The 21,550-nt window shown below is 64.0% G+C and carries 20 protein-coding genes, 1 tRNA gene and 2 pseudogenes; 13 read left to right on the plus strand and 10 right to left on the minus strand.

The window, feature by feature from the left end; genetic code table 11:
* Positions 1-19: 19 nt before the first annotated feature.
* The 4 genes from AC5V87_RS34525 to AC5V87_RS34540 all read right to left on the minus strand — a co-directional run bounded on the left by AC5V87_RS34525 (position 20) and on the right by AC5V87_RS34540 (position 3,860).
* The gene (locus tag AC5V87_RS34525) at positions 20-790 is read right to left on the minus strand and encodes a DUF2189 domain-containing protein (RefSeq protein ID WP_456842665.1); all 771 of its coding nucleotides are present in this window, start codon (positions 788-790) and stop codon (positions 20-22) included.
* Positions 791-1,065: 275 nt separating this feature from the next.
* On the minus strand, positions 1,066-2,676 hold the full coding sequence (locus AC5V87_RS34530) for an acyl-CoA synthetase (RefSeq protein ID WP_495369161.1): 1,611 nt from the start codon (positions 2,674-2,676) through the stop codon (positions 1,066-1,068).
* Positions 2,677-2,691: 15 nt separating this feature from the next.
* On the minus strand, positions 2,692-3,402 hold the full coding sequence (locus AC5V87_RS34535) for a hypothetical protein (protein WP_495369162.1): 711 nt from the start codon (positions 3,400-3,402) through the stop codon (positions 2,692-2,694).
* Complete coding sequence (locus AC5V87_RS34540; RefSeq protein WP_495369163.1) at positions 3,402-3,860, minus strand: GatB/YqeY domain-containing protein; 459 nt, start codon at positions 3,858-3,860, stop codon at positions 3,402-3,404. Before AC5V87_RS34540 ends, AC5V87_RS34535 begins: the two co-directional genes overlap by 1 nt.
* Before the next feature lie 227 nt (positions 3,861-4,087).
* Between AC5V87_RS34540 and carA the strand changes: the two genes are divergently transcribed.
* Complete coding sequence (gene carA, locus AC5V87_RS34545) at positions 4,088-5,278, plus strand: glutamine-hydrolyzing carbamoyl-phosphate synthase small subunit (protein ID WP_456842661.1); 1,191 nt, start codon at positions 4,088-4,090, stop codon at positions 5,276-5,278.
* Positions 5,279-5,430: 152 nt separating this feature from the next.
* Entirely contained in the window at positions 5,431-5,952 is a 522-nt protein-coding gene (locus AC5V87_RS34550) for a cupin domain-containing protein (RefSeq protein WP_456842660.1), read from the plus strand.
* Positions 5,953-6,064: 112 nt separating this feature from the next.
* Here the strand turns inward: AC5V87_RS34550 and AC5V87_RS34555 are convergent, their stop codons facing one another.
* Complete coding sequence (locus AC5V87_RS34555) at positions 6,065-6,589, minus strand: Dps family protein (RefSeq protein ID WP_456842659.1); 525 nt, start codon at positions 6,587-6,589, stop codon at positions 6,065-6,067.
* A gap of 113 nt (positions 6,590-6,702) precedes the next feature.
* Between AC5V87_RS34555 and AC5V87_RS34560 the strand changes: the two genes are divergently transcribed.
* Both AC5V87_RS34560 and AC5V87_RS34565 read left to right on the plus strand, forming a co-directional pair.
* Positions 6,703-7,404: a class I SAM-dependent methyltransferase gene (locus tag AC5V87_RS34560; protein ID WP_456842658.1), complete on the plus strand. Its 702-nt coding sequence runs from the start codon at positions 6,703-6,705 to the stop codon at positions 7,402-7,404.
* Positions 7,405-7,458: 54 nt separating this feature from the next.
* Positions 7,459-7,534, plus strand: a tRNA-OTHER gene (locus AC5V87_RS34565).
* An 86-nt stretch (positions 7,535-7,620) separates the two neighbouring features.
* On the opposite strand, the gene AC5V87_RS34570 is transcribed toward AC5V87_RS34565, so the two are convergent.
* Both AC5V87_RS34570 and AC5V87_RS34575 read right to left on the minus strand, forming a co-directional pair.
* A complete protein-coding gene (locus tag AC5V87_RS34570; RefSeq protein WP_456842657.1) occupies positions 7,621-7,992 on the minus strand; it encodes an ArsR/SmtB family transcription factor in 372 nt (123 codons plus the stop codon).
* 158 nt (positions 7,993-8,150) lie between these two features.
* Positions 8,151-8,267, minus strand: a pseudogene (locus tag AC5V87_RS34575) (MFS transporter); the annotation flags it as partial.
* Positions 8,268-8,281: 14 nt separating this feature from the next.
* Between AC5V87_RS34575 and AC5V87_RS34580 the strand changes: the two are divergent.
* The 3 genes and pseudogenes from AC5V87_RS34580 to greA form a co-directional block, all read left to right on the plus strand.
* Positions 8,282-9,277 (plus strand): annotated as a pseudogene (locus tag AC5V87_RS34580) (MFS transporter); the annotation flags it as partial.
* A 253-nt stretch (positions 9,278-9,530) separates the two neighbouring features.
* Positions 9,531-12,995 (plus strand): carbamoyl-phosphate synthase large subunit, encoded by a 3,465-nt coding sequence (carB, locus tag AC5V87_RS34585; protein WP_495369164.1) that lies wholly within the window; start codon positions 9,531-9,533, stop codon positions 12,993-12,995.
* Between the two features lie 210 nt (positions 12,996-13,205).
* Positions 13,206-13,679, plus strand: coding sequence for a transcription elongation factor GreA (greA, locus tag AC5V87_RS34590; RefSeq protein ID WP_027563740.1), 474 nt, complete (start codon positions 13,206-13,208; stop codon positions 13,677-13,679).
* Positions 13,680-13,827: 148 nt separating this feature from the next.
* Here the strand turns inward: greA and AC5V87_RS34595 are convergent, their stop codons facing one another.
* Positions 13,828-14,307, minus strand: coding sequence for an Lrp/AsnC family transcriptional regulator (locus tag AC5V87_RS34595; protein ID WP_200498109.1), 480 nt, complete (start codon positions 14,305-14,307; stop codon positions 13,828-13,830).
* A 265-nt stretch (positions 14,308-14,572) separates the two neighbouring features.
* On the opposite strand from AC5V87_RS34595, the gene trxB reads away from it, so the two are divergent.
* The 5 genes from trxB (at position 14,573) to AC5V87_RS34620 (ending at position 18,537) form a co-directional block, all read left to right on the plus strand.
* Positions 14,573-15,538, plus strand: coding sequence for a thioredoxin-disulfide reductase (trxB, locus tag AC5V87_RS34600; protein WP_456842654.1), 966 nt, complete (start codon positions 14,573-14,575; stop codon positions 15,536-15,538).
* Positions 15,539-15,543: 5 nt separating this feature from the next.
* Entirely contained in the window at positions 15,544-16,467 is a 924-nt protein-coding gene (locus AC5V87_RS34605; protein WP_027563737.1) for a LysR family transcriptional regulator, read from the plus strand.
* 445 nt (positions 16,468-16,912) lie between these two features.
* Entirely contained in the window at positions 16,913-17,821 is a 909-nt protein-coding gene (locus tag AC5V87_RS34610) for a 4-hydroxy-tetrahydrodipicolinate synthase family protein (protein ID WP_495369165.1), read from the plus strand.
* A 289-nt stretch (positions 17,822-18,110) separates the two neighbouring features.
* A complete protein-coding gene (locus tag AC5V87_RS34615; RefSeq protein ID WP_283084047.1) occupies positions 18,111-18,257 on the plus strand; it encodes a hypothetical protein in 147 nt (48 codons plus the stop codon).
* Positions 18,258-18,390: 133 nt separating this feature from the next.
* Entirely contained in the window at positions 18,391-18,537 is a 147-nt protein-coding gene (locus AC5V87_RS34620) for a hypothetical protein (protein ID WP_456842652.1), read from the plus strand.
* Between the two features lie 120 nt (positions 18,538-18,657).
* Here the strand turns inward: AC5V87_RS34620 and AC5V87_RS34625 are convergent, their stop codons facing one another.
* Positions 18,658-19,335, minus strand: coding sequence for an AAA family ATPase (locus AC5V87_RS34625; protein ID WP_235547902.1), 678 nt, complete (start codon positions 19,333-19,335; stop codon positions 18,658-18,660).
* Between the two features lie 460 nt (positions 19,336-19,795).
* Positions 19,796-20,173 carry a hypothetical protein gene (locus AC5V87_RS34630; RefSeq protein ID WP_495369166.1) on the minus strand — a complete coding sequence of 126 codons (378 nt, stop codon included), beginning with the start codon at positions 20,171-20,173 and terminating at the stop codon, positions 19,796-19,798.
* 423 nt (positions 20,174-20,596) lie between these two features.
* On the opposite strand from AC5V87_RS34630, the gene AC5V87_RS34635 reads away from it, so the two are divergent.
* Positions 20,597-21,541, plus strand: a complete 945-nt coding sequence (locus AC5V87_RS34635; protein ID WP_495369167.1) for an AEC family transporter — start codon at positions 20,597-20,599, stop codon at positions 21,539-21,541.
* Positions 21,542-21,550 lie beyond the last annotated feature (9 nt).

The raw sequence follows: 21,550 nt of genomic DNA on the forward strand, positions 1-21,550 counted from the left end.
CGAACGACAAGCGACGACCTCACACCGGCACCACCAGCCGCCGATACAGATGCCACGTCGCATGCCCGAGCACCGGCAGCGTCACGACCAGACCGAGAAAGTAAGGCAGCGCCGAGACGATCAGCAGCATCACGATCACGGCGGCCCATCCGATCATCGGCAGCGGGCTCGTCACCACCGCGCGCACGCTCGTCACCATCGCCGTGACGAAGTCGACCTCGCGGTCGAGCAGCAGCGGAAACGACACCACCGTCAGCGAGAACAGAATCAGCGACAGCGCGGCGCCGACCGCGTTGCCGATCGCGAGGAACAGCAGGCCCTCGTTCGTCGTCAGCACCACCGTCATGAACTCCTGGAGGCTGGAGAACGAGGCGTGCAGACCGAGCAGCAGCGCGATCAGGAGCCTCACCTGGTACATCCAGATCACGAACATGAACAGCGTGACGAAGGCCATCCAGCCGATCTCGCTGCGCGAACGTACCGCCGACCAGATCGCACCGAACGAAACCGGCTCGCCGCATTCGCGGCGGCGGCTGACCTCATAAAGGCCGATCGCCACGAAAGGCCCGATCAGCGCGAAGCCGGCGGCAAGGGGATAGACCAGATAGACCATGCCGAAGGCCGTGAGGCAGAGCATGATGACGATGCCGCCCGCGGCATAGAGCGCGCCGAAGGCGAGGCCGTAGAGCGGCAGCGCCTGGAAGTCCCGCAGCCCCTCCACCAACGCCTCGGCGATGTCGGTCGCCGCGACGGCACGCACTACCGGATCGACCTTGCCCGAGATGGACATCGGCTTCCTCCCTCGTTTGCGGGCGCGATCTTTCGTCGCGCGCGGACCACAATATTAGCGCTGCCGCGCGGACGCGCAACGTGATGCCCCGCAGCGCAAAGATTGCCATGACGCAGCAATGCTCGCAGCGTGAAATGCCTCTCGTCCGTACGATTTTCGAGCCTATACCTATGGACTGTCCGCAGGGTGGTGCCGCAAATTGTACCTCCGAACAAACATGCGTGAAGAGCGGACCCGCCCATCGATGAGCCTGCGTACCCCGTTACTGATCCTCGTCATCCCCTCGCCCGCAGCTCGCGCCGCAGCACCTTGCCGGTCGCCGTCATCGGCAAGGTCTCAGCGAACTCCACGAAGCGCGGATATTCATGGGCGGCAAGCTGCACCTTGACGAAGTCCTGGATCTCGCGCGCGAGCGCATCGCTGCCGGTAAAGCCCGGACGCAGCACGATCCACGCCTTGATCGACTCGGTGCGGATCGGATCGGGAATGCCGACCACGGCCGCCATCGCCACCGACGGATGCTTCATCAAGGTGTGCTCGATCTCGGAGGGGCCGACGCGGTAGCCGGCGGTGGTGATGACGTCGTCCTCGCGGCTGACATACCAGAAATAGCCGTCCGTATCCTGCACGCCGAGATCGCCGGTGAGCAGGAATTCGCCGGCATATTTCTTCGCCGTCGCTTCCGGATTGCGCCAATATTCAAGCATCGTGCACGGGCACGGCTGGCGCACGCCGATGATGCCGCGCTGGCCGCGCGGCTGCTCCTCGCCCCTGTCGTCGACGATGCGGACGTCGAAGCCCGGCGTTGCCTTGCCCATCGCGCCAGGGCGGATCGGAAACAGGTTCGAGTTGCTGCCGATCACGAGATTGCACTCGGTCTGCCCGAACACTTCGTGCGCGTCGATGCCGAAGGTCTCTCGCACCCAGCCGAGCAGCTCACCGCCGAGCGATTCACCGCCGGTGAAAATGCTGCGCAGCTTGACGCCGGGATGCTTCACGCCCGCCTGCCGCATCAGCTTGAGCGCCGTCGGCGGCAGGAAGACGTTGCGGACGCCGAGGTCGGCCATCATCTGCATCGCCGCCTGCGGCTCGAACTTTCGCGCGCGATGTCCGACCAGCGGAATGCCGTGGTACCAGAATGCGAACAGGCCGTTGATGAGGCCGCCGATCCAGGCCCAGTCCGCCGGCGTCCACATGAGATCGCCGGGCCTCGGCAAGAAGTTGTGGCACATCTCGACATTCGGCAGATGGCCAAGCACGACGCGATGCGCATGCAGCGCGCCCTTCGGATTGCCCGTGGTGCCTGAAGTGTAGATGATCAGCGCGGGATCGTCGCACGACGTGTCGACCCGCGCGAAGTCGGGCGAAGCGGCCTTCAGCGCATCCCAGAACGATTTGGTGCCCGAGGGCGCGCGCTCCCCGACGACATAAACGTGCTTCAGATCCGGCAGGCGATCGCGGATCTTTGCCAGCTTCTCCCAGCCGCCCTCGTCGGTGACGATCGCTTTGGCCTGCGAGTTGGACAAGCGGAATTCCAGTGCGTCCTCGCCGAACAGCGCGAACAGCGGGATCGAGATCAGACCGGCGCGGAATGCCGCTACATGCGCGATCGGCAATTCCAGCGACTGCGACAGGAACACCGCGACGCGGTCGCCGCGCACAAGGCCGTCGGCCTTCAGCACGTTGGCAAAGCGCCGCGACATCTCGGCGACCTCGTCGAACGAGGTGCGCGTGGTCGCGCCGTTCTCGTCGACATAGACCAGCGCGAGGCGCCCGGTGCCGTCGGCATGGCGGTCGCAGCACGCCTCCGCCATGTTGAAGCGCGCCGGGATGTCCCAGCGGAAGTTGCGGTAGAGCTCGTCGTAGGTTGCGGCTTCGGTGAGCATGGCCTGTGATTCCAATCAGTCGTCAGAATCCTCGATAGTCATTCTCCAAAGAGACGCGTCGTCATCTTTCTCATCAGCAAGGATATTCCGATCAACGAACGTTGCGCCATTGTCGCTGAATACCTTCTCTTTCCAGCGCACATGAATGGCGGCGAAGGGATCGACCGGTTGGGCGAGCAAAGAGCGAATTGCGCCTTCAGTTTGTTTCTGCCGAATCCCGTACTCCCCAATGTTGAGATATACAAACAGCTCCGTGGATTGAGGATATGACTTGGCCTTCTTCTTTTGGATTGCGTGGGCTAGAGCGCCGGGAATAGCATGTGCTCGACGAATCCAATTTTCGACCTGGTCCATAGAAATGCTCGGAGCATGTGGACCAAATTCAAGGTTTCGCTTTCGTCCGGGCTCTAGAACCTCCAGAATTTCGGCAGGTATCTGTTCGTTCCCTCGACCAATATATCCATCTGGCGGATCTCGCGGGCATAACCTGATCCTTGGAAGGTCCATCGGGACCGCGCATTTCGCTAGCACCCAGATCTCGCGCAACTGCTTTGCCTCGCGATGAGTGACGAACGCGCCACTGAAGAGCGAATAGTCTGATAGGATCGTTCTGTTAATACGATCCAGCTCCTTAAGAACCTCGGCCGGCGAACGCCAGTGCCAAAACCACTCTCTGCTAGAAGAAAGAAGCGCCTTCAGCCGCGCGTGGTCATCAAGCTCCAACATCAGCCTCCCGACAGCGCCGCCTTCACCAAGCCGGACGCCTTGCCGAAATCCATCTGTCCCACATATTTCGCGCGCAACAGCGCGATCACCTTGCCCATGTCCTTCATGCCGGCCGCGCCGGTTTCGCCAATGGCGTCCGCGATCGCCTTCTTCACCTCGTCGTCCGACATCTGCTTCGGCAAATACGCCGAGATCACCGCGATCTCCTCGCGCTCCTGCGCGGCGAGCTCGGCGCGGCCGCCCTTGTCGTAGAGCTCGACCGATTCCTGGCGCTGCTTGATCATCTTCTGCAGCACCGCGAGTAGGTCGGCATCGGTCAGCGGCGGCTTGCCCTGCCCGCGCGCGTCGATGTCGGCGTTCTTGATGGTCGAGTTGACCATGCGCAGCGTGGACAGCTTGCGCTCGTCCTTGGCCTTCATGGCCTCCTTGACCGCATTGTTGATGTCGTCGCGCAGCATGGCCGGGGTCCTCTCAATCTGTCGCGCCTGATCTAAGCCGTTCGCGGCCAAGAGGCCAGACTGGACCGGCTTCCGGTGCTTTGTTTCCCGATCGGGGGCCGAAATGGCGCAAAGTTGCTGGTTCCTGCCTAAGTGCCTGAAGCCGCCCGTCAAATATGCAAAAACGCATGTGAATCGGCGTTTGTCCGCTTTGACGGGCGCCCGTGGGGGGCTTATGAAGCGGGCTCATGACCCAACATGAAAACGATACCGCCTGGCCGGACCATAAACCGACCGCGCTCCTCGTGCTCGCCGATGGCACGGTACTCGAAGGCTTCGGTCTCGGCGCCGAAGGCCACGCCGTCGGTGAAGTCTGCTTCAACACCGCGATGACGGGCTACGAGGAGATCCTCACCGATCCCTCCTATGCCGGCCAGCTCATCACCTTCACCTTCCCGCATATCGGCAATGTCGGTACCAACGAGGAAGACATCGAGACGGTGAACATGGCGGCGACGCCCGGCGCGCGCGGCGTGATCCTGCGCACCGCGATCACCGATCCCTCGAATTACCGCGCCACCAAGCATCTCGACGCCTGGCTCAAGGCGCGCGGCATCATCGGCCTTTCCGGTATCGACACCCGCGCGCTGACCGCGCTGATCCGCAGTAAGGGCATGCCCAATGCCGTGATCGCGCATTCCAGGAGCGGCGAATTCGACCTGCACGGCCTCAAGGAAGAAGCGCGCGAATGGCCGGGCCTCGAGGGCATGGACCTCGTGCCGATGGTCACGAGCGGCCAGCGCTTCACCTGGGACGAGACGCCGTGGGCCTGGGGCAAGGGCTTTGGCCGCCAGGACAAGCCGGAGTTCAACGTCGTCGCCATCGACTACGGCATCAAGCGCAACATCCTGCGCCTGCTTGCCGGCGTCGGCTGCAAGGTGACGGTGGTGCCGGCGACAACCTCGTCGGAAGACATCCTGGCGATGAAGCCGGACGGCGTGTTCCTGTCGAACGGTCCGGGCGATCCGGCCGCGACCGGCAAATACGCCGTGCCCGTGATCCAGGACGTCATCAAGTCGGGCACGCCGACCTTCGGCATCTGCCTCGGTCACCAGATGCTGGGCCTCGCGGTCGGGGCTAGAACTAAGAAGATGCATCAGGGCCATCACGGCGCCAATCATCCCGTGAAGGACGAGACCACCGGCAAGGTCGAGATCACCTCGATGAACCACGGCTTTGCCGTGGACGAGACGACGCTGCCGAAGGGCGCGACGCAGACCCATATCTCGCTGTTCGACGGATCCAATTGCGGCATCCAGCTCGACGGCAAGCCGGTGTTCTCGGTGCAGTACCACCCCGAGGCCTCGCCCGGTCCGCGCGACTCGCACTATCTGTTCCAGCGCTTTGCCGATCTGATGCGGCAGAAGAAGAGCGCGTAAGGCGCGCTCCGGCTCTCGTGCTCCGGGCGCAGTGCGATAGCGCGTCGAAGAGCGCGTGAACGCGCTTCGCTGCATCGCGTCCGGGACACGAGAGGAACGTACTACGGGCAATGCCAGTTGACCCCTGCTACGCTCACGCAGGAGTCCCAGCAATGTCCGTCGTCCGCAACAATGCCGAGCCGCTCGCCATCGTGTTCGAGGATGACGGGCTCGTGCCGAACAACATTCTTCCCTTCCTCGTCTACCAGGGCGCCGTGAAGCTCGATCCCGAGCATCCGGAAGAGACAATCGAAAACCTGTTCGAGGCGAATGACTGGGGCGGCACGTGGCGCAATGGCGTCTACGATTATCTCCACTATCATTCGACCGTGCATGAGGTGCTCGGCGTCGCGCGCGGCCATGCGCGGGTCCGCTTCGGCGGCGACCACGGCCAGGAGCTGGAGATCAAGGCCGGCGATGTCGCGATCCTGCCCGCCGGCACCGGGCATCAATGTATCAAGGCGAGTGACGATTTCTGCGTGATCGGTGCTTACCCGCCGGGTGCCAAGATGGAGATCACACGGCCAACACCGGAGAACCACGCCAACGCGCTGAAGACGATTCCGAAAGTGGCGCTGCCACCGGCCGATCCGGTGACAGGCAAGGATGGCGCTTTGATGCGATTGTGGCGATAGCTGCAAGGGCGACGCCGTCGGGTGGGTTAGCGAGGCGTAACCCACCTCTTCTCCTCCCGTGGATAGACAAGCGGTGGGTTGCGCCTTCGGCTAACCCCCTTACGCAATTCCCCTACGCCTCGTTGCCGCCTTCCTGCCGCGTGGCTTCGAACAGGAACCAGGTCCGCCGCTCGGTCTCGTCGATGAAGACTTCAAGGATGCTGGCGCTGGCGACATCGCCAGCCTCGTCGCAGACCTCGTGAGCCTTCCGCATGGCAGCCGCGACATGCTTGTTGTCCTGCATCAATTCGCGCAGCATCTCGCGCGGCGGGACGTAGTCGTCGTTGTTGTCCTTGATGGTCTGGAGCTTTGCGACCTGGCCGATCGATTTCAGCGTGGTGCCGCCGATCTTGCGGACGCGCTCGGCAAGCTGGTCGGTGGTGGCGAAGATCTGTTCGGACTGCTCGTCGAGCAGCAGGTGGTAGTCGCGGAAATGCCGGCCGCTGATGTGCCAGTGGAAATTCTTGGTCTTCAGATACAGCGCGAACGCGTCGGCCAGAAGCACGTTGAGCGCCTCCGAAACCTTGTTGACTGCCTGGGGTGACAGATCGGTGGGCGTGTCGAGGTCGGGCGAGACCTTGCTGGGGGCTTTGCTCACGATGAACCTTCCTGTTAGGACGCGGACATTGACGGCGCGCCGTCGCACCCCTAACGCAAGGCGGCAGCGCCGGTTCCTTCCCAGGAACTATTCGGCCGGGACCCTCGGATATCATGGACGATTGGATCGATTATTACGACTCGACGCATACGATCTATGTCAGCAAGCTGCATCGCGACTTGCATTTCCAGATCATCGCGCGGGACATCATCGGTTACATCCCTTCGCCGGACGCGGTGGTGCTGGACTATGCCTGCGGCGAGGCGCTGTCGGCGGGCCTGGTGGCATCGGCCTGCGGCAAGCTGATCCTGGCCGAGCCGGCCCCCGGCGTGCGCGGCCGGCTGATCGCGCGCTTCGCCCCGAACACGAAAATACGCGTCCGTTCGCTCGACGACGTGCGCAAGATGCAGGACCAGTCGATTGACCTCGCGGTGATGAACTCGGTCGCGCAATACATGACACCGGAGGAGCTCGACGCCGCGCTGCTCAACATCCGCCGCATCCTGAAGCCCTCCGGCAAGCTGGTGCTCGGCGATATCTTGCAGCCCAATGTGGGCATGGGCCGCGACGTGATGGCGCTGCTCGGCTTCGGCCTGCGGCACGGCTTTCTCAAGGACGCGTTGATCGGGCTGATCAGCACCGCGCTGTCCGATTATCGTCACTTGCGCTCGCGCATCGGACTCCAGCGCTACAGCGAGGACGAGATCACCGCCAAGCTGAAAGCGGCGGGCTTCGCGGTCCAGCGCGCCCACGGCAATATCGGCCACAATCGCTGGCGCATGACCTTCATCGCGCGACCGCCCATGGTTCGTTAAGCATAACAGGTAGCTGAGGTGGCTTGCTGAACCCCGATCAGGCATGATCCTGACGGCCCGGTGGCGGAAGCGTCTACGCGAGGGCGGTGCAACGCTCTTCATCCTGGTTCAAATCCAGGCCGGGTCTCCACGCTTCGCCCTTCCGGGCTACGCGTGGCGCAGCTTGTCGCGTAGCTGGAGCGAAGCACAAGCGAAGACCGCACCACCCTCTCAGCTTCAATCCGCCTCGACCACATCGCATTCCGGAAGCAGCTGAAGCCGGTCCGCATCCTTGGCCGCCGAGCTGATCACGGCATCGAGCAGGCCCGGAAAGCGTGCATCCAGGTCCTCGCGGCGCAGCCGCATGAAGCGGTTGGTGCCGGCGATGCGCGTCAGCATCAGGCCGCATTCGCGCAGCTTGGCGAAGTGATAGGCGAGGTTGGATTTGCCGGCGAGCGCGGAGAAGTCGCCGCAGCAGAGTTCACTGCTGACACGTTCCTGCCGCGCGAGCTGGTAGACGATCGCCAGTCGGATCGGATCGCTCAGGCAATCCAGAACCATCGGCAGCTCGATCTGCTCGCGGGTGGGATGGAGGGGCGTGCGGCTCATGATCTGCGAATCATAGCAAAGCGGCCTCAATGTTCAATACTTCTTGAACCAATTGACACCAAAGCCGTTGCGTTCGATAGTTCAATAAGCATTGAACATATGGACCGACCTCAATGAGCGTATTCTGGCTGGCCCTCGGGGCCTTCGCGATCGGCCGCTACGGCCAGGATCGGCGAGCCCACGGCATAGCTGAGGGCATAGGCGGTGACGAGCTGGCCGGCGGCCGAGACGGAAATCGAGAGATCGGTCGCGATCGCCGGCAAAAGACCAGCAATGACAAAGCCTTCGGCCGCTGAACAATATCGACCGCCGCACCGTGCTGGCCTTGGCGCTGACCACCTTCATCGCCGGCAATCTCGCGGCCATGGTGGCGACCAACTATGCCCTGCTGCTGGCCTCGCGGATGCTGATGGCACTGGGTTCGGGCTTGTGCATGCCGACGGCGCTCGCCGTGTCGGTGGCCGTCGCCTCCCCCGCGAGGCGAGGCCGCGCGGTAGCGCTGGTGACCTCGGGCCTCACGGTGGCCACGGTCATTGGCGTTCCCCTCGGCAATCTCGTCGGCAGCCTGCTCGGCTGGCGCGCGACCTTCGCCATGGTCGCGCTCATCGGCGCCGTCGCGCTCGCGGGCCTCCTGCTCGGCCTGCCCCGCGGCCTGCCACGCAACACGGCCTCGCTCGCCGAACGGCTGGCGGTCGCACGTCACAGCAACGTCGTGATCGCGCTATTGATCACCATTCTCTGGGCGCTCGGCGGATTCACCGTATTCACCTATTTCGCGGTCCCGCTGCGCGGCCTCGGCTTCGATGCCTCCCAGATCAGCCTCGCGCTGCTGGTGTTCGGCGGCGCCGCCGCGATCGGGAACATGCTCGGCGGCATCCTCGCCGACCGGCTCGGCACGCTCGCGACGGCAGCTCTTGGCCTCGCCGGCATGGCGAGCGCGCTGATCCTGCACTCGGTGGTCCTGAAGCTGATGCCGGGCCAGGCGCATTACGCGGTGCTGGGCGCGATCTTCCTCTGGGGCCTCTCCGGCTGGGCGTTTTATCCAGCGCAGATCGCCAGCATCATCCGGATCGAGCCGCAGGCGTCGATGATCGCACTCTCGCTCAATGCCTCCGCGATGTATCTCGGCTTCGCCATCGGCGGGGCGCTCGGCGGCGCGGTGCTCGCCACCCTCACGGCAACCGACCTCGGTTGGATCGGCGGATCGAGCGTTACGGCCTCGCTTCTGGTGCACCTCGCCCGCGGCTGGCAGGCACGGCCAAAACCCGTCAAAATTGCCGGTTGATGGGCGTTTTTCGGGGTTTCGCCGCTCGGAAAACTGGTCTAAGACCCACCCGCGCGCGAGGGAAGACCCCGCGCGCGCGCATGATCCGCCAAAGTGTAGGCGGTTTGGCGTTGAGATCATGCGCTTCTTCAAAGAGTAGAAGCGCGATCGGACGCAAAACCGGTGGCCACTTTTGCTGATCGCGCTTTGACACAAGGGGACGCGCGGCAAGCGCGCCCTTTTTTGTGCCTAAATTCCAGTTCGGCGAGAGTTGATGCCCAAACGTACAGACATCACCACCATCCTGATCATCGGCGCCGGTCCCATCGTGATCGGCCAGGCCTGCGAGTTCGATTATTCGGGCACGCAAGCGGTGAAGACGCTGAAGGAAGAGGGCTATCGCATCGTCCTCGTCAATTCCAACCCGGCCACCATCATGACCGACCCGGAATTGGCCGATGCGACCTACATCGAGCCGATCACCCCCGAGATCGTCGCCAAGATCATCGAGAAGGAACGTCACGTCATTCCCGGCGGCTTCGCGCTGCTGCCGACCATGGGCGGCCAGACCGCGCTGAACTGCGCGCTGTCGCTGCGCCGGCAGGGCACCCTGGAGAAGTTCGATGTCGAGATGATCGGCGCCACCGCGGATGCGATCGACAAGGCCGAGGACCGCCAGCTGTTCCGCAACGCCATGGAGAAGATCGGGCTGCAGACGCCGAAGTCGCGGCTCGCGAACGCATCCGAATTGAAGAAGTCGTTCCGCGACAAATACCTCGCCGAACGCGAGAAGCTGTCGGGTGCCGCGCTCGAAGAGCTCGACCGGCAATGGACTCTCGGCGAAAGCGACCGCCGCAAGCGCTATCAGGAATATGCGCTCGGACAGGCGATGATGGCGCTGTCCGAGATCGGCCTGCCCGCGATCATCCGCCCCTCCTTCACCATGGGCGGCACCGGCGGCGGCATCGCCTACAACAAGGAAGAGTTCCTCGACATCATCGAGCGCGGCTTAGATGCCTCTCCGACCAACGAAGTGCTGATCGAAGAATCCGTGCTCGGCTGGAAAGAGTACGAGATGGAGGTGGTGCGCGACAAGAAAGACAATTGCATCATCGTCTGCTCGATCGAGAACCTCGATCCGATGGGCGTGCACACCGGCGATTCCATCACGGTCGCGCCGGCGCTGACGCTGACCGACAAGGAGTACCAGATCATGCGCGACGCCTCGCTGGCGGTTCTGCGCGAGATCGGCGTCGAGACCGGCGGCTCCAACGTGCAGTTCGGCGTCAACCCCGAGGACGGCCGCATGGTCGTGATCGAGATGAACCCGCGCGTGTCTCGCTCATCCGCGCTGGCCTCGAAGGCGACAGGCTTCCCGATCGCCAAGGTCGCCGCCAAGCTCGCGGTCGGCTACACGCTGGACGAGATCGCCAACGATATTACCGGCGGCGCGACGCCCGCCTCGTTCGAGCCGACGATCGACTACGTCGTCACCAAGGTGCCGCGCTTCGCGTTCGAGAAATTCCCCGGCGCGTCCACCACCCTGACCACGTCGATGAAGTCGGTCGGCGAAGTCATGGCGATCGGCCGGACCTTCCAGGAAAGCCTGCAAAAGGCATTGCGCGGGCTCGAGACCGGCCTGACCGGCCTCGACGAGATCGAGATCGAAGGCCTCGGCCGCGACGACGACAAGAACGCGATCCGCGCCGCGCTCGGCACGCCGACGCCGAACCGGCTGCTCCAGGTCGCGCAGGCGATGCGGCTCGGCTGGACCGACGAGGAGATCTTCAAGTCCTGCAAGATCGATCCTTGGTTCCTCGGCCAGATGCGCGGCATCGTCGACATGGAGGAGAAGGTTCGCAAGAACGGCCTGCCCGGCAATACCTTCGGCATGCGCACGCTCAAGGCCATGGGTTTCTCCGACGCGCGGCTCGCGGTGCTCGCCCAGACCACGGAAGCCGAGGTGACGGCGAAGCGGCACGCGCTCGGCGTCCGTCCCGTCTACAAGCGCATCGACACCTGCGCGGCCGAATTCGCTTCGCCCACCGCCTACATGTACTCGACCTATGAGGCGCCGTTTGCGGGCGCGGCGGCCGACGAGAGCACGCCGTCCGAGAAGAAGAAGGTCATCATCCTCGGCGGCGGGCCCAACCGCATCGGCCAGGGCATCGAGTTCGACTATTGCTGCTGTCACGCCTGCTTCGCGCTGCATGACGCAGGCTACGAATCCATCATGGTCAACTGCAACCCGGAGACCGTGTCGACCGACTACGACACCGCCGATCGGCTCTATTTCGAGCCGCTTACCGCGGAGGACGTGCTGGAGATCATCGCGAAGGAGCGCAGCAACGGCACGCTGCACGGGGTGATCGTGCAGTTCGGCGGCCAGACGCCGCTGAAGCTCGCGCGTGCGCTGGAAGCTGCCGAAGTGCCGATCCTCGGCACCTCGCCCGACGCCATCGATCTCGCCGAAGACCGCGACCGCTTCAAGCGCGTGCTCGACAAGCTCAGGCTGAAGCAGCCGAAGAACGGCATCGCCTATTCGGTCGAGCAGGCGCGGCTCGTTTCCGCCGATCTCGGTCTGCCGCTGGTGGTGCGCCCGTCCTACGTGCTCGGCGGCCGCGCCATGCAGATCATCCGCGAGGAGAACCAGCTCAACGATTATCTGCTCGGCACGCTGCCGGAGCTGGTGCCCGCCGACGTCAAGGCGCGCTACCCGAACGACAAGACCGGGCAGATCAACACCGTGCTCGGCAAGAATCCGCTGCTGTTCGATCGCTATTTGTCCGACGCCACGGAGATCGACGTCGACTGTCTCTGCGACGGCAGGGATGTCTTCATCGTCGGCATCATGGAGCACATCGAGGAGGCCGGCATCCATTCCGGCGACAGCGCCTGCTCACTGCCGCCGCATTCGCTCGACGCAGAGATGATCGACGAGCTGGAGCGGCAGACCCGCGAGCTCGCGCTCGGCCTCGACGTCGTCGGTCTGATGAACGTGCAATACGCCATCAAGGACGGCGAGATCTATGTGCTCGAAGTCAATCCGCGCGCCTCGCGCACGGTGCCCTTCGTCGCCAAGGTGATCGGCACGCCGGTCGCGAAGATCGCCGCGCGCATCATGGCCGGCGAGAAGCTCGCCGACTTCAAATTGAACAAGGGCGAGTTCAAGCACGTCGGCGTCAAGGAATCGGTGTTTCCGTTCGCGCGCTTCCCCGGCGTCGACACTGTGCTCGGCCCGGAGATGCGCTCGACCGGCGAGGTCATGGGCATCGACCGCAATTTCGAGGTCGCCTTTGCCAAGAGCCAGCTCGGCGGCGGCACGCGGGTGCCGCGCAAGGGCACGGTGTTCGTCTCGGTGCGCGAGAGCGACAAGACGCGCATCGCGGACGCCGTGCGCGAACTGCATTCGCTCGGCTTCAAGGTGCTGGCGACCTCAGGCACGGCACGCTTCCTCACCGACGAGGGCATCCCGGCCGAGAAGGTAAACAAGGTGCTGGAAGGACGGCCGCACATCGTCGATGCCATCACCAATGGCGATGTCCAGCTCGTCTTCAACACCACCGAAGGCCCGCAGGCGCTGGCCGACAGCCGTTCGCTGCGGCGCGCGGCCCTCTTGCATAAAGTGCCGTATTACACCACTCTTTCCGGGGCCGTGGCGGCCGCGCAGGGCATCCGCGCCTATCTGGGCGGGGACCTTGAGGTTCGTACCCTGCAAAGCTACTTTTCGGAAACCTGATCGCGGGCGCGGAAAGCTGGCCTTTCCGCTAAGTGATTGGCAGTGAAGCCACAATGGCCGGAGGAACTGTCCGGCCATGTGGTTGTTCTGTTCCGGCGCCAGACCCACATAACCCTCCGGTGGCCGCGTGCTCCGCCCCGGACATTGCGACGAATCAAGGTTACCGCGCCCTCCGTTTCGGGGGCGCGAAGCCGAAGGACGAGAGAAGAGATGGAAAAGGTTCCGATGACCCAGGCCGGCTTTGTCGCGCTCGGGGAAGAATTGAAGCAGCGCCAGTCCGTGGACCGTCCGCGGATCATCGAGCATATCGCCGAGGCGCGCTCGCACGGAGACCTGTCGGAGAACGCGGAATATCATGCCGCGAAGGAAGAGCAGTCGCACAACGAGGGCCGCATCGCTGAGCTCGAGGACAAGCTCGCGCGCGCCGACATCATCGACATCTCGAAGCTCTCCGGCGACACCATCAAGTTCGGCGCCACTGTGACGCTGGTCGACGAGGACACCGAGAAGAAGACGGTGTGGCAGATCGTCGGCGAGGTCGAGGCCGATGCCAAGAAGGGCCGCATCTCCATCACCTCGCCCCTTGCCCGCGCGCTGATCGGCAAGAAGAAGGGCGCCTCCGTCGAGGTGAATACGCCCGGCGGCGCCAAGGCGTATGAGATCACCAAGGTGGAGTGGCGGTAGGGATTTGCGGCGGCGCCTGCCGACGTTTCGAAAAAGGCCGCGCGATGCGCGGCCCTTTTTCTTCGGCATTTGCGTGGATGTCAGGGCCCGTGCTCGCCTCAGGAAGACTCTGGATTGCTTTCGCTCCGTTCGCAATGACGGATGGGCGCTACCTCCGCCCCTTCACATCCAGCGGCACCGCCGCCTCGTATTTCGAATTGTGCAGCACCAGTGACGTCCGCACGTTGCGCACGTGCGGGGCGGCGGTGAGGTGCGTCACGAAATCCTGGAAGGTCGCCATGTCGGGCGCGACGCATTTCAGGATGAAATCGACCTCGCCCGACAGCATCCAGCATTCCCGCACCAGGGGCTCGGCGCGGACGAATTCCTCGAAGGCGCGCAAATCCGCCTCGGCCTGGCTGGAGAGGTGCACGGCGGCGAACACGGTGACGTCGAAGCCGAGCTTGCGGGCGTCGAGCAGGCCGCGATAGCCGTGGATGTAGCCCTCCTCCTCCAGAGTCCGGACCCGGCGCAGGCACGGCGGCGGCGAGATGCCAACCCGCTTGGCCAGCTCGACATTCGTGATTCGACCGTCGGCCTGGATTTCGGTGAGAATTTTCAGGTCGATCTCGTCTAGGTTCCGCGACACGTGATTGGAACTCCTGGCCTTTGCAGCGGTATTGGGTGGTTTGTCGCAATCCTCATACCCAGTCCGCGCGGCCAGCGCAATTTTATTGCGCGTGCAGCGCGATCGACTTTTGTTCCGTGTTGGAAAAATCCGCCGACAGGGAATGCAATTCTTGCATGGCTCACCAGAAGGCTTAGATTAGCTCTGATATTTCAGCGCCTCCGCAAGGCCTCCCGGCACGTTCCGCGCCCGCGCTGCAAATCCCCCGTGAAAGGCGTCCATCGAAATGTCCGCTCCTGTTCATGCAAAGGTCGTCATCATTGGCTCCGGGCCCGCCGGCTACACCGCGGCGATCTACGCCGCGCGGGCGATGCTTGAGCCGATCCTGATCCAGGGCATCCAGCCGGGCGGCCAGCTCACCATCACCACCGACGTCGAGAACTATCCGGGCTTCGCCGACGTGATCCAGGGCCCCTGGCTGATGGAACAGATGGAGAAGCAGGCGGTGCATGTCGGCACCAGCATCGTCTCCGATCTGGTGATCAAGCTCGACACCTCCCAGCGGCCGTTCCGCCTGACCTGCGACTCGGGCGACGTCTATCTCGCCGATAGCGTGATTCTCGCCACTGGCGCGCAGGCGCGCTGGCTCGGGTTGCCGTCCGAGGCGAAGTTCCAGGGCGGCGGCGTCTCGGCCTGCGCCACCTGCGACGGATTCTTCTACCGCAACAAGGACGTCATGGTGGTCGGCGGCGGCAACACCGCGGTCGAGGAAGCCCTGTATCTCACCAACCACGCTTCGCAGGTCACCATCGTGCATCGCCGCGATCATTTCCGCGCCGAGCGGATCCTGCAGGAGCGTCTGTTCAAGCATCCGAAGATCAAGGTGATCTGGGATTCCGCGGTCGACGAGATCTGCGGCACCGAGAACCCGAACAAGGTCACCCATGTGCGCCTCAAGAACGTCAGGACCGGCGCCCTCACGGAGGTGAAGACCGACGGCGTCTTCATCGCCATCGGCCATGCGCCGGCGACCGAGCTCGTGAAAGACCAGGTCAAGCTGAAACCGTCGGGCTATGTCGAGGTCGCCCCGAACTCGACCGCGACTTCGGTGCCGGGCCTGTTCGCCGCCGGCGACGTCGCCGACGAGACCTACCGCCAGGCGGTCACCGCCGCGGGCCTCGGCTGCATGGCAGCTCTGGAAGCCGAACGATTCTTGTCCCTGCGCGCCAGCGAGCGCGCGGCAGCGGAATAACGATCATGCCTCGAACACGCGACGGATTTACAGACATGGACTGGGACAAGCTGAAGGTGTTTCACGCGGCGGCGGAAGCAGGCAGCTTCACGCATGCGGGCGAGCAGCTCGGCCTGTCGCAATCGGCGGTCTCGCGCCAGGTCTCGGCGCTGGAGCAGGAACTCTCGGTCTCGCTGTTCCATCGCCATGCCCGCGGCCTGATCCTCACCGAGCAGGGCGACCTGTTGTTCCGCACCGCGCATGACGTGTTCATGCAGCTGCAGGCGGCGCGCGCCAAGCTGACCGACAGCCGCGAGCGGCCGAGCGGCGATCTCAAGATCACCACCACGCCCGGCGTCGGGATCAACTGGCTGATCCCGCGGCTCGGCGAGTTCACCGCGCTCTATCCGGAGATCCGGATCTCGCTGATCGTCACCGACGAGGAGCTCGACCTGTCCATGCGCGAGGCGGACGTCGCGATCCGCACCCGCAAGCCGACGCAGCCGGACCTCATCCAGCGCAAGCTGTTCGCGATGGGTTTCCACGCCTATTGCTCGCCGGAATACATCAAGCGCTTCGGCACGCCGCGCACGCTGGAGGAACTCGACTCCCATCGCATCATCACGCTCTCCGACGGCAACTTCGCGCCGCATCTTCAGAACCGCAACTGGCTGGTCGAAGCTGCGCGCAACGGCTCGGGTCCGCGCGAGGCCTATTTCAAGGTCAACAACATCCTCGGTCTCGTCCGCGCCTGCCAGCAGGGCCTCGGCATCGCCGCGCTGCCGGATTATCTCGTCGAGGAACAGAGCCGCCTCGTGCAACTGTTCGGCGAGTCCGATTCGATCCAGCTCGACACCTATTTCGTCTATCCCGAGGAGTTGAAGACGGTCGCGCGCGTGCAGGTGTTCCGCGACTTCGTGGTGAGCAAGGCGCAGCGCTGGCCGTCCTGATTTCCGCATGTCTGACATGCGGCCTCGGCTGTTGCTGCATGGCGCTGGAGAAGCCCATACTGATTGCACGCTGAGCCTTCGCGTTGCGCATTTGTCCCCCTCCTCCAGTGGCGCGGGAGTTCAGTAATCCCTCTTGGAAGGTGATTGTGTCGGCCTCACGTGGCCAATACCTAAGCCGGGCCCGTTCGGGTCCGGCTTTTTTTCGCATCATTCGGCTTTCGCCCTCCGCGTGTATTGACAGTTCCAGGCATACCCCGCATCATTTGCCCATGATCACAAAGTCGTGCGCCCTGGTTTCGAAAAAAAGCCCCCAGCCGGGGACCTCGGAATCTTGCGCGCGCTAGGCTGACTTCGTCATCGCGACAATCCCGAAAACCCCGCCACCTGGACGGGGTTTTTTCATGTGCCCTCCGTCTCAGGTTTTTTCCCGAGAAGGAGATGGAACATGACCGGACTACGCGATCAATTGCACGGGCTGTGGCTGCCGCTGGTGACGCCGTTTCAGGACGGCCAGCTCGACGAGGCCTCGCTGCGGCGGCTGACCCGGCACTATTGCGGACAGGCTGTCGATGGTTTCATCCTGGGGGCGACCTCCGGTGAAGGCATGACCTTGCGCGAGGCCGAGCTCGAGCGCCTCGTCGCCGTGGTGCGCGAGGAGATGGCGGCGGGCCGCCGCAGCATCCCGATCTGCCTCGGCCTGTCGGGCGCGGACACGGCGCGGCTGAAGGATCGGCTCGACGAGACCGCGGACTGGCCGATCGACGGCTATTTGATCGCGAGCCCCTATTACGTGCGGCCGTCGCAGCGCGGCTTGTCAGCGCATTTCGAGGCGCTGGCCGATCACGCCGCCTGGCCGCTCGCGCTCTACAACATTCCCTACCGCTGCGCGGTCAACATCACCAACCAGACCATGCTGCGGCTTGCCGAGCATCAAAACATCGTCGGCCTCAAGGATTGCGGCGCGAGCCGCGAGCAATCGATCGCGCTGCTGCGCGACCGCCCGAAGGATTTTCGGGTGCTGACCGGCGAGGATGCGAACTATCTCGAAGCGCTCACCGACGGCGCCGACGGCGGCATCGTGCTGTCCGCCCATGTCGAGACCGCGACATTCGCGGCTATCTACAGCGAGCACCAGCGCGGCAATCACGACGCGGCGCAGGCGCGCTGGAATGAGGTTGCGGAGCTGACGCGGCTGTTGTTCGCCGAGCCGAGCCCTGCACCGGCAAAGTATTGGCTGTGGCGCAGTGGTCTGATCGACAGCCCCGAAGTGCGCCTGCCGATGGTGGAGGTGAGCAGCGAGCTCGCCGCCACGATCGATCGCGAGATCGCGCGGCGGATGAAACTCGCAGCATAGTCACGCTCTCCCCAAGGACGCTGCCCTTCTCCCCTTGTGGGAGAAGGTGGCGCGAAGCGCCGGATGAGGGGTCTCTGTCCACGCGCAAGACTGCCCGTGAGGAGAGAGACCCCTCACCCGTCTCGCCGCTACGCGGCGAGCCACCCTCTCCCGCAAGGGGAGAGGGTAAGAGGCGCCGTGGTTGACCGTGCGCGAACTCCCTTCGCAGGCGCCGCATGGTGCATCCACGTCTCGTTTACGCTTCCGGTCCTATCGTTTCTCTCAAAGTCTACCAAAGGGGGAATATCCAATGGGGAATCGCAACCGGCCTACGGCCGCGAGCCAGTTCGCGCCCGCCGATCTCTTGCAGGGAATTCTCGTGGTGTCGTCGTTCGGATTCTGGGCGGTGGTGCTCGGCCTGATGCCGGTGCTGCTGTTTCGGATCTGGCTGACCTGAAGGCGGCGCGCGGCGCGAATGGTTAATCCGTGGTGGCAGATGCGCTCGCAAAGCGCAGGAGCTTGCGGGGCGGAATCTTAAAACATCCCGCCTATCGTCCACGCCCATAAGCGAAGAAATCGCGGGGGCGTTTGTGAATAATCATAACGAGGCGGCGTCGCATTACGACGCCACGCAGCAGAGCTTTACCACCGAGGACATTCTCTGGGCCGTCGGCATCTGGTCCGTGATCCTGACCCTGTCGCCGGTCATCGTGTTCTACATGCTGATGGTGGCGTGAGCTTCATCTCGAGATTCCGGGTCCGGCGCTTGCGCGCCATCGCGGAATGACGAGTGAAGCCCAGAAACGCAAAACGCGCGGACCTCCGCGCGTTTGTCGTCCGGGGAATGAATTGTGAAATTATGCTGCCTGCTTGTGCATTGCGCCGGACGCCGACGCCGTGCCGCGAATAGCCTTCACTGAACGCTCGATCGCCGCCCACAGCCTTGCGATCTCCTGAGCCGCGCGGCTCTCGGCCTGATACTCGCGCGCGCCTTCGCCGTGGCTGAGCGCCATCAGCAAATCCGAGCGGTTGGTGATCTGGCCGCCCCACACCGGAGCGCGGAATTTCGCCAGCGCCTCGCGGGCGATGGTGACGATCGGGCTTTCGGCTTCGTCGCGCTTGGCCGGCGCACCGTTGAGCACGACCGCGTAGGGCTTGCGCGCCGCACGGCACATCTGGATGGTTTCCTGCACCGCGTTGACGTCGAACACGCCGGGACGGGCCGGGATCACAACCATGGTGGCATTCTTGATCGCGTCGTCGACGACGGCCGAGAGGTTCGGCGGCGTGTCGATCAACACCCATTCATAACCGTCGCGCTTGGCAGCGGAGACGATGCCGCTGACAGAGTTCACCGCCGCCTTGATCGGCGGCTCGTTGGTGCCACGCAGCTTGTGCCACAGCGTGAGCGAGCCCTGCGGATCCGCATCGACGAGCAGAATGGGCTTGGTCGCCTTGATCTGCGCGGCGAGATGTGCAGCCAGGGTGCTCTTGCCCGAGCCGCCTTTACGCGATGCAAAAACAATAACGTTCATACCTTCGGCCTCCAGATTGACCCCAGGCCACGAAAATGAATCACGACGCTGATTCGTGAAAGAAAAATTTATCGGGAGTTGCGTCGCCGCCACGAAATAACAAGACGTGTTGGCTTTTGAGTCACACTGCCAAACACGACGAGACACGAAGTGCAATGAAACATGGGCGGCGCGTGCGCTTGTGCGCTTTTTGAGCAGCGTGGCGGGCAAAACGCAATGCAACCTGCCCGCGCAAACCTTCCAGCGACTCTTTTCCATCGCGGCCGTTCGAATTCACCGCAAATCGGCGCGGGGCCCACGCGAACAAAACGAGTCCGGCGGCTGTCGCGAGGCGGAGGCCGCACCGGCCCCTTTCCCGATGTGAGTTGCGTCACATCTCCTGCCATCGGAGGACGGAACGCAAATGCCCGGGCAGGCGGCCGGGCATCACGCGGTTTCAGAAGCGGAACGCTGGTCGCGCTCAGCTCTCGTCGGTTTTCTTCTTCTTGCTCGCCTTTGCCGGCTTCTTCTTCGCGGTGGTCGAGGCGCTCCTTGACGCAGTCTTTGGCGCGATGTTGGCCGGCCTGCCGGCGCGCGGCGTGGCCGCCTCGCCTCCCTCTGGCCCACGGCGGAAGAACACCGCACATTCCGGCGAGAGCTGCGACTTCTTCTGGATCATGCAGGCGGTGATGGCGTCGACGTTCGGAACGAACTCGCCGCACAGCCGCATCGCGTCCGGCGTGCAGGCCTGCTGCTGCTCCGGCGTGTAGGCAAAGCCAGAGCCTGGATGGACCAGGACGGCCAGGGCAAGCGCGAGGCCTGCAGCAGCCACGGATTGTCTGAAGCGAAGCAGCGGCATCGATCCCCCCAAATGTCGAACAGGAGAGAATAGTGGGTGAACGGCGGTTCGTTGGCAACCGAGGGGGGAAGCGAAAACGGGCCGCTGTGCGCTCTCGGCAACAGCGGCGGGAGGCTCCCCGTCTTGCGCTGTCGTCGCCCGGCTTGACCGGGCGACCCAGTACTCCGAGACGCCTGACGTTGCTCGATGAGCCGCGGCGTACTGGATCCCCCGCCTTCGCGGGGGATGACGGCAGTGGGGTCCGCCAAAAAGATTCGAAACAACCCCATGCACAGTAGCCATGGCCCTGCGCCGCCTCGCGATTTCGCAACATTTGCGGATTTTACGAAATCCATTTGACTCGTCGGGCAAAACAGGGGCATGATGGCACCATCGAGGGCGCGTGGGGTGGTGAGGCCATATCCCCGTGAGGTTGAGGGGTGCATGGCCACCATATTGATCGTCGCGCCGGTGTTCGCCCTGATCGCGGCGGGCTATGCGTCGGTGCTGTTCCGCTTCGTCTCGGAGAGCGCGCACAAGGGCATCAGCGAATTCGCCTTCAGCATCGCGATCCCCGCGCTGCTATTCCGCACCATCGTCGTGTCGGAATTCCCCGACGTCAGCCCTTACAGGATGTGGGGCGCCTATTACGGCGCGCTCGCGCTCACCTGGATCGCGGCGCTGATGCTCTCGGCCCTGCTCCGCGCGCGGCGCGACGACCGCGAGGACGGCGTCGTGTTCGCGATCGGCTCGGTCTACGGCAACATCGTGATGCTCGGCATTCCGCTGGTGCTCTCGGCACTCGGCAACGAGGCGGCGGGGCCGATGGCGCTGATCCTGTCGGTGAACACGCCGCTGCTCTGGCTCTGCGGCATCCTGCAGATGGAGCTGGTCAGCCGCAAGCGCACCGGCTCGCCGCTCTCGGTGATCCGCCCCGTGCTCGCAGACCTCTTGCGCAACCCTTTGATGCTGGCGATCGGCTTCGGCGTGGTCTGGCGCTTCACCGGCCTCGGCCTCAACGCGGTCGTCGACAGGACGATCGAGCTGCTCGCGCAGGCGGGATCGCCGGCCGCCTTGATCGCGCTCGGCATCAACCTGTTTCGCTTCGAGGTGAAGGGCGGGAAGCTCAGCATCTTGGTGATGTGCGCGCTCAAGCTGATCGCGATGCCCGCGGCGGCGTTCGTGCTGGCAAAACTGCTCGGCCTGCCGCCGTTGGCTGCCGGCGTCATCGTGCTGTTCGCGGCGATGCCGACCGGCGCCAACGCCTACATCTTCGCGGCGCAGTATCAGCGGCTGGTGAACCCGGTGTCGGGCGCGGTGGCGCTGGGCACGCTGCTGGCGGCGGTGACGTTGCCGGTGGTGGTGATCGTGGTGGCGGGGGTGAGATAGGGCAGCAGC

The sequence above is a fragment of the Bradyrhizobium sp. SOJA106 genome (genome assembly GCF_059448745.1).